Annotated in this window: 5 protein-coding genes; all 5 read right to left on the bottom strand. The window is 76.0% G+C overall.

What is annotated here, in order from left to right; all coding sequences use genetic code 11:
- Nucleotides 1-1278: DUF5682 family protein (locus ACWEKM_RS35655; RefSeq protein WP_451625417.1), on the bottom strand; the 1278-nt coding region annotated here is incomplete at its 3' end.
- 5 nt (nucleotides 1279-1283) lie between these two features.
- A complete protein-coding gene (locus ACWEKM_RS35650; RefSeq protein WP_451625416.1) occupies nucleotides 1284-2453 on the bottom strand; it encodes an AAA family ATPase in 1170 nt (389 codons plus the stop codon).
- Nucleotides 2450-2602, bottom strand: a complete 153-nt coding sequence (locus tag ACWEKM_RS35645) for a hypothetical protein (RefSeq protein WP_451625415.1) — start codon at nucleotides 2600-2602, stop codon at nucleotides 2450-2452. Before ACWEKM_RS35645 ends, ACWEKM_RS35650 begins: the two co-directional genes overlap by 4 nt.
- Complete coding sequence (locus tag ACWEKM_RS35640; RefSeq protein ID WP_451625414.1) at nucleotides 2599-7740, bottom strand: hypothetical protein; 5142 nt, start codon at nucleotides 7738-7740, stop codon at nucleotides 2599-2601. Before ACWEKM_RS35640 ends, ACWEKM_RS35645 begins: the two co-directional genes overlap by 4 nt.
- Entirely contained in the window at nucleotides 7737-8591 is an 855-nt protein-coding gene (locus ACWEKM_RS35635; RefSeq protein WP_451625419.1) for a DUF4132 domain-containing protein, read from the bottom strand. The genes ACWEKM_RS35640 and ACWEKM_RS35635 overlap by 4 nt, the downstream gene beginning before the upstream one ends.
- Nucleotides 8592-8802: the final 211 nt, after the last annotated feature.

Raw genomic sequence — 8802 nt, 5'->3', positions numbered from 1 at the left:
GGCCACGGCCCGTCCCCGACCGTACGGTTCGCCCTGCGCGAGCACCGTCTGCACCGCCTCGACCAGCTCGCCCCGGCCGGCCGCGGGCAGCCCGCGCAGCCGCGCGAGGTCACCGGCGAGCCGGCTGATCTCGCGTGCGTCGGCGGGACCCGACGGATGCCCGAGGGTCCGCAGTTGGGCGCAGATCCGTACGGCCGCCCGGGTCAGTGCCTCGGTCAGCGCATCCGGGTCGCCTGCCGCGCCGAGGACCAGGTGCTGCCACTCCGGGTCACGGATCCCCGCGGGATAGCCGGAGCGCTCGTCGAGCAGCGCGTAGGTGTAGGGGATGAGCGAGGTCGTCCAGGCGGGGCGGGCCGGGTCCGCGGACCCCGGTCCGCGGCCGTCCGACGGGCGGAGACCGGGTGCCGGCGGCTGCTTCGACGGGGAGCCCTCCGGCACCGGCCGCTGCTGCGGCGTACCGACCGCGGGCGGCGGCGGCTGGTCCGGCGCGGTGCCCGAAGCGGCCAGCGCCGGGGCGTGGAAGGCGCCCACCACGACGGCGGCCCGCTCACCCCCGGCGGTGGCCGCGGCCAGGCGCGCGCGCATCCAGCGCTCGCGCCGCAGATCCAGCTCCGGGACACCGCCCGAGGCCGCCGCGTCCGCGCGCAGTGCCCACCCCGCCAGCAGCGCCGCCCGCCGCAGCGCCTCCGGCGGCGAACCCGGTGCGGCGGCCTCCACGAGCCGATCCCAGAGATCCTCACCCGGACGGCCGGTGACCTGTGAGCGCAGTGCCCCGGCAAGGCCGGGCGACCCCGGCTCCCGCGCGGGCCCGCAGGGCCCGCCGTCGCCCGCCCCGTCGTCCCGCGACCCCCCGTCGGCGTCCGGACCGGCGGTGGCGTCGGCCCGCGGGTGCGGCGTCCGGTCCGCCGTCCACGCCCGGTCCGCGAGCGGCAGATCGCAGGCCACGACCGGTACGGCGTGCCGTGCCGCCCAGCGCACCGCCGCGAGTTCGGGCGAGAAGTCGGCGAACGGATAGAAGGCCGCCCCGCCGCCCCCGGCGGCCGGTGCGGCGGCGAGGGCGACCGGGGCCCGTGTCTCCTCGTGGGCGAGCCAGGGCAGCCAGTCCTGCAGTTCCGCGGGCAGCTCGACGAGCAGCACGTCCGGCCGCGCCGCGGCCAGCAGCGCGGGCACGGCCGCGGCCAGCGACGGCGCGTGATGCCGTACGCCGATGAGGTAGGGCGCCGTCGGACCGGTGAGGGCGGCGACGGCTTCTTCGGGGGAGGCGGGGGCGAGGGACACGGCCGTCAGCCCTCCAGCACGGTGCGCAGGTCCCACAGGGTGCGCCAGGTCGCCGACCCCTGCTCGGCCCGGCGCCGTACCGGACCGTCCCAGTAGCCGCGCAGCCGGGCCGCGTCCGCCGGGTCGTCCTTGAGCACGACCCCTAGGAGATGCCCCGGCAGCAGCCCGAGCACATCACGGTCCCCGGGGAAGTACGCGGCGGCGAGCCCCAGCGCACCGGCCACGGCCACCGCCTCGGCGGTGCTCATCACGGTGGACGGCCGCTCGACCTCCCAGCCCTCGGCCGACCGCCCCTCCCGCAGGTCCCGGAACGCGGTGATCAGGGCTTCCAGCACGGCGTCGTCCACCCGGAAGGGCGCACCCGCCCGCTCCACCGAGGCCCGGGCCTGGCCGCGCACCAGCGCGGTCTCCGCATCGAGGTCCCCGATGGGGCCCACCGTCTCGAAGTTGAAGCGGCGCTTGAGCGCGGCGGACATCTCCGAGACGCCCTTGTCGCGCAGGTTGGCGGTGGCGATCAGATTGAACCCGGGCGCCGCGTGCGCCAAAGCGTCGTCGGTGCCCGCCAGTTCGGGGACCGCGATGCGCCGCTCGGACAGCAGCGACACCAGGGAGTCCTGCACCTCGGGCAGACAGCGGGTGACCTCCTCGACGCGGGCGATGCCGCCGCGGGTCATCGCGGTCAGCACGGGCGAGGGCACCAGCGCCGCCCGGCTGGGCCCCTGCGCCAGCAACAGGGCGTAGTTCCAGCCGTACTTGAGCTGGTCCTCGGTGGTACCCGCGGTGCCCTGCACCACCAGCCCGCTGGTCCCGCACACGGCGGCCGACAGCAGTTCGGAGAGCATCGACTTGGCGGTGCCCGGCTCGCCGACGAGCAGCAGGCCGCGCTCCCCGGCGAGGGTGACGACGCACCGCTCGACCAGGGCCCGGTCGCCGACGAACTTGCCCTCCACCACGAGCCGGCGCGGTATCCCGTCCGGTACGTCGGCGTCGTCGGGCAGCCGCAGCGCCCGGCCGTCGCTGCCCATGACGAAGGTGACGACGGCGCGTGGGGTGAGCCGCCACGCGGGCGGTCGCGGCCCGGTGTCGTACGCGGCGAGGAAGGCCAGTTCGGTGGCGTGACGGTCCTCGGGCGGGACAATCTGCCGGATCGGTTCGGGGGCGAGGGTGGCGGTCATCGGCGGGGTCCTTCGGGGTGGTGCGGACATCGGTCGTTCTCGGCGTTCTCGGCGTTCTGGGCCCGGGGCACCACCGGGCGCCGCACGGCGGCGGCGCCCGGTCCCTCGGGGCCCTCGTCGGCGGTACCGGCCGACGAGGGCGCGGTCATCGGCGGCGCCCCCTGCGGGCGGCCCGCGTGGTCAGCTCCTCGTACGCGGGCGCGTCGCCCGCACGCACCCGGTCCCAGGCGCGGGCGAACAGCTCGGGCACCGGCAGCAGCGGAACGGCACGGACGTGGTCCGGTATCGGGTAGAGCCCTTCCTTCCAGGTCTCCACGGGCAGCGCCGGGGACTTGAGGTCGTACCAGCCGCAGGGCAGGAACAGGGTGCGCCCGGCGCGCGGCCGCTTGGCCTCCACGACCAGGTCGGTCGCGGCCAGTTCGGCGCGGGCCTGCTTCATCCGGGCGGGCCGCCAGCCGGTCCAGCGGGCGCGGTTGCGGTCCGTCGGATCGGGCAGGGCCAGCAGCTGGAGGTAGAGCGCCGCCGCGTCCTCGCTCAGGCCGTGTACGGCGGCGACCTCGGCGACCAGCGCGGGCACGCTCACCGCCGGATCCTGGGCGTATCCCGCGGGGCCCGTGGCACCGACGGCGAGCGCCCCGCCCAGCTCCTCGCCCAGGACGGCCCGCAGCGCCCGCAGCCCGCCGCCGCCCCCGCGGCCCACCAGCCCCTCGACGAGGCCGAAGACGGCGTCGTCCGGGCCGGTGAACGCGGCCGGGCGGACCAGGACGGTCTCGGTGCTCTGGTACCAGGGGAGCAGCATGAGGGCGTCGCCGACCCGGGTGAAGCCCTGCTCATCGGCACCTCCGCTCTTGGGAAGGCCGTACGCCTTGCGCAGTTCGACGGAGGTCGACCTGCCCTTCTCGGTCCACTGCACGTCGAGGTCCAGGAGGAGCTCCGGGTCGGCGACGCGCCGACGCAGGGCGGCCAGGCCGTCCGGCAGGGCGGCGCGCAGCGGATGCCCGTACGGCAGGCCGTAGGCGAGCGCGGCCAGCGCGTCGACGGCCCGGGTGAGGTCGTAGCGGCCGGGGATGGCCGAGGGGTCGTCCGCGGTGAGGTTGCCGTCCTCGTCGGCTCGCTGCACCGTGGTGCGGCTCAGCCACGGCGTCCGGCCTGGGTTCAGCATGTTCTCGACGGCGTCGACGGGCACCCCGGAGAGGTCGCCGGCCATCTCCTCTGGCAAGCGGACGAGCGAGCCGAGGCGCTCGGCCCACACCCGGGCCGCGGCCTGCGTGTCGGGTCCGACGGTCCACAGGTCGGCGGGGTCCGTGGGCAGCAGGGCCCCGACGAGCGCCGCCGCGTCCGGCTGCCCGAGGGCGCCCAGCATGCCGTCGGCCAGGTCCTTCTGCCGCGGTTTGAGCCCGATGGCGGCCAGCGCCTCGGCGCTGGGCCGCTGCGGCCGCCCGGCGAGCAGCACGGCGGCCTGGAGGGGGCCGAGGCTCTCGCGCGTCGCGGCGGTGAGCGCGGCCGGTGCGTCGGACCGCCAGGGCGCGGCGCCCTTGTCCCGAATCAGGGTGGTGACGGCGGCGAGCCGCTCGGCGGGGATGCCCGACGCGTGCCGGGTCTCCTTGTCCAGCGTGAAGTGGGCGACCGCGCCGAACACGGCGGACGGGTCGTGGTCCAGGGCCAGCCAGTCGACGCTGTCCTGCTCGGAGTCGACGCCCTGGCAGCCCAGCACCACCACGGTGCGGGCGCCGCGGCGCAGCACCTGGCCGGCGCGCTGCTGCTTGTCGTGCGGCTCGCTCAGCACGATCTCGCGGAGCACACCGTCCGGGGCCGCGAGCGGTCCCTCGGTGATCGCCTCAAGGAGCAGGAGCAGCGCCTCCCGTTCCGCGTCGGGCAGGGCGGGCGAGGCGGCACGGTAGGCGAGCGGGCGCAGCGCGGCCAGCACGGACGGCCACACCATGCCGCCGCCGGGCACGGTGTACTCCTCGCTGTGCCAGCCGTCGGCCAGGGTGGCGAGCCGTTCTTGGCCGGGCAGCGGCTTGCCGTCGGCGGGCCGCCCGGACAGTACGTGGTTCACCGCCCGGATCTGGCGCAGCACGCTCCACTGCTCCCGGCCCCACCAGCCGTTGAGCTGCGCGAGCCCGCTGGTGGCGTCGTGCAGCGTGCGGTCCTCGCCGTGCCGGGGGCGGTAGTCGGCGAACATGCCCTCGGTACGGTTACGGGGCTCCCGCGAGCGTTCCTGCGGGGGCGTCGCGAAGACGGCGGCGGACTCGGCGAGACGCAGCGCCTTGCCGACCAGCCCGGCCACCCCGGTCAGCAGCCGTGGGGCGGTCAGCTGCGGCAGGGCCGGCGCCACGGCGCCCAGGACGACCTCGTCCGCCGTCGGCACAGCGGCCTTGGCGGCCTGGTTCCCGGCGCGGTCCAGCGCCTCCTGACGGCCGGCCAGCGCGGTCGCCGCGCGGTCGAGCAGCTCGGCCGCCAGGCCGTCGGTCAGGGCGCGCAGCACCGCGGAGCCCTGCTCGTCACGCGGACGCAGCGCGTGCCAGAAGGCGATCGGCGGGACGAAGGGGGTGCCGGCGGCGAACTCCCCGCCCTGTTCGTGCTGGACGACCCAGCCGAGTTCGCCGCCCAGGGAGGTGTCGTCGGCCGGGTACAGACCGATCCTCAGCTGCGACTGCACGGCTACCGGTTCGGCCCCGCCGGGCAGCCGCAGCGCGCCCAGGGGGACGCGGGCGGTGCGGCGCTCGGGGTCCGCCCGCAGGTCGACCGTCCGCCCGTCCGGTGTCCCGGCGGTCGTCCGGGCCTCGCTGCCCTGCCCCTCCGTACGGACCCAGCGGCCGAGCACGGTGCCGTCCGTGCCGAACGGGCTGTGTTCCAGGCCGGGTTGCAGCGGCAGCACCTCGCAGGAGCCTGGTCGCAGGGCCGCGTCCTCGCGGATGCCCGCGCGCAGCAGGGCGGGCAGGGAGGCACGCCCGTGGGCGCCCGTGGCGGGGTCGTACTCGAGCCAGACGGTCTCCCGCCCCTGCCGCCCCTGCCGCCAGTGGGAGGTGCCGTCACCGAGGATGGGGCGGCTGGGCGGCAGGACGGTGTCCCCGGCGTGCAGGGTGCGCCCGCCGGTGGCGCGGCCGCCGCCGGGCAGCGGGATGGAGGGGCTGCCGATGTCGTGGCCGGACCACCAGGCGGAGATCTGTTCGCCGCCGAGGGTGAACACCTCGGCGGGGCGGGCGGACCAGTAGGCGGACTGCTTGCTGCCCTTGCGCCACATCACCAGCAACTCGCCGTCCACGTAACGGAACCGGGGGCGCTGCCAGCGGTCCAGCTCCTCGGGCAGGCGCAGGTCGTGCTCCAGCAGGATCCCTTCGGGACCGACCACGACCGCCTTGTGCCGACGGGTCAGCACCAGCGCGGGCCATGCCTCGTGCACGGTCAGTGCGTTGTCCTCGCCCTTCCTGGTCTCGGTGTCCAGCAGCCGCAGCGCGTCCTCCAGGGCGGGCCAGCCCAACTCGTCCAGGACGCCGGCGCGCAACGTCCTGCCGAGCAGCGGCGCGACCTCGTGCCCGGCGACCCGCGCGACGGCGGCGGAGCCCACCTCGGCGGCCACCGTGCGGAAGGGGCGCATCCGGTCGAGCGCGGCGTCGGCCGCGGGCAGACCCACCGCGCGCGTGTACCGTTCGGCCGCCTCGTCCAGCCACTCGCGCAGCACCTCGCCCAGCACCGGGTGGGCGGCGACGCGCCGCAACACCTCGTCCGCCGTCCGGCCGTTGCCCAGGGCGCCGACGGCCTGGTGCAGCAGGCGGCGCAGCCGCGGATCCCCGGCAACGGCCACCAGGTCGCGCCGGTCCGGCGCATCGTCGGAGAACCAGCCGTCCAGCGCCAGGTGTACGGCCACCTCGGGGCCGGGCACCGTCAGCGGGATGCCCTCGGCCACGCACAGGTCCAGCAGGTCGAGGTCGGCGCCGGCGTGCCAGCGGCCGGTGAAGAGATCGACCGGCCGGCCGGTCGCGCGCAGTCGCGAAGCCATCCGCCGTACGAGCGCGAGCGTGGCGGGGGAGCGGCGGGAGACGGTGCCGCCGTGCTTGCGGAAGGCCGCCCAACGGCTCAGCCAGTCCGCCGCGTCGACCTCGTCGGCCGTGTCCGCCGCGTCGGTCCCGTGGGTCGTGTCGGCAGCGTCTGCGGAGTCGGTCCCGCGGGTCGTGTCGGCCGTGTCTGTCGAGTCGGTTCCGTGGGCAGTGGCTGCCGTGCCGGTTCCGTCGGCCGTGTGTGCCGAGTTGGTCCCGTCGGCCGTAGCGTCCTCACCGGTCAGGAGCCGGTCCGCGCCGCTCTGCGTGAGCAGGGAGAGCCAGAACTCGTCGTCCTCGACGGAGCGGCCCAGCCCCGCCGGCATGATCTCCAGCAGCCGGGCCCGTACGGCCGGTCGCTGTTCGGCGAGGACCGGGAGCGTGCCGCGATAGGCGGTCCAGAAGCCCGCCGGGGCCCGGACGGCGGCGGGGGAGGCGATCAGGTCGGCGACCAGGGCGCACTCCTCGGCGACCCGGGGAAGTCCGGCCGCCGCGATGAGTCCGCGGGCGTCCTGCGGCAGCGAGGCGTACGGCGGCATGCCGGCCGCACACCGCTCCACCGTCAGCTGCCGGAACTGCGCCCACGCCGTGGCGGGTTCGAGTCGGCGGGAGAGGTCCTTCACATGCTCCTTGAGGGCCTTGACGGTGAGCGCGCCGGCGAATGCGAACTCCAGGAACACGGCGCGCTGCCGTTCCTCGTCCACGGCGAGCGCGTGCACCCGCTCGGCCTCGCGGGCCTTGCCGAAGAAGGCCGCGGCATACGTCGTGTTCTCCTGCTGCAGGAAGACCCGGGCCGCCTGCTCGTGGAAGGTGGGCAGGAAGTGTGGCACGGTCCGGCCGAGCCGGTCGGCGAGCGCCTCGAAGCCCTCCTTGGCGGCGCCCGGCCGGGACTTGGCCTGGTGCGCGAGCCGCTCCACGTCCTTGACCAGCGCCAGCGCGTGGTGTCCGTTGGCCGGGTCGTTGACCAGCGCCCAGGCGGGGAAGCCCAGCGTCTCCCGGCGCACCTGCCCGACCTCGGGCGTCTCGGGCTCGCGGACCAGGCCCAGGAACTCCAGGGCGAGGTCCTCGGCCTCGCCGAGGGTGCCCGGCACCAGCCGGACGACGCGCCGCTCGCCCAGGGCCGGGTGGCCGTAGACGCGGACGGTGAGCACATCGGCGTCCTCGCGCCCGGTGCTGCCCGGCGGCAGGACGGCGCCCGCCTCCAGCAGCGCGGCCGTGGTGGTGTCGTCGTACGTCGTGGTCGTCATGCCGCCTGCTCCTCGTCCTCGATGTCCCGCCCGGCGTACAGCGCGGCCGCCATCCGCATGCCCTCCGACCAGGCGACCGGACCCACCTGACCGAGCCTCAGCACCCGCCCCGCGGGGTCGGCCCACTGGAGCGGACCGGTCTCCGTCTCCTCGTAGCCGTCGTAGTCGCCGAGCCAGACCCGGGCCTCGGTGCCGCGGCCCTCCTCCAGCACGGAGCAGACCGCGTGTCCCGCGCGCACCCGGTAGCCGAGCTGGGTGGCCCGGCCGTGCAGGAAGCGCAGTTGCTTGTACGCTCCGCCCGCGTAGTCCGCGACCTCCGTGCCCTCGGTGTCGAGGGCCACCGGGCGGTGCCACACCTCGCGGAAGAGCTGCTGGGCGCGCTGCTCGACGCCGAGTTCGACGGCGAACTCCCGCAGCTCCTCCAGGTCGTCGAGGAGCACGGGGTGCGGGATGCGGACGAGTTCGGGGGCGGTGCGCACGGTGTCTCCGTCGAGGTCGACGAGGCCGAGCCCGCGCTCGGGGTCGGCGTCCCGCAGGAAGCCGGCCACCTGCCCGTCGGCTCCCGTGACGACGACGTCGCGCAGCGCGGACTGCCAGGCCGGGTCCGGCCACACCCGGGTGAGGACGGTGAGCGGCACCGGCAGCGAGCGCACCATCCACCGCTCCACGTCGGCCAGGCACCGCTGTTCGTGCTGCTCCAGCCATTCGGTGAGCTGCCGCAGCCCGACGACCGCGGGATCGTCCGCGAGCTTGGGCGGGACCGACTTCAGCAGCCGTCCTGCCGCGTTGCGGCACACCACCTTCCCGCCGTCGAGGGCGACTTCGTAGTCGCCCGCCGTGACCCACCCCATGAATGCCTCCCGCACCGCAGTGATCAAGTGAGGGGAACTGTAGGACGAGCCACTGACAATGACCTCCGCGCCTGTGGAACACGGTCCGGGAGGAGCACCCCGAGAAGCGCCCGAATGGGATCCGGCGCCGGTGGATTGTGTACGGCCCGCGGCCCGCCCGGACGTCGGCGGTGCGGGAGCTGTGGACCCTCCGACGGGGGTGTGCGGGTGT

The organism is Streptomyces sp. NPDC004752 (assembly GCF_053601275.1).
The sequence above is the reverse complement of the archived record's forward strand: the minus strand, read 5'-3'. Positions and strand labels throughout refer to the sequence as shown.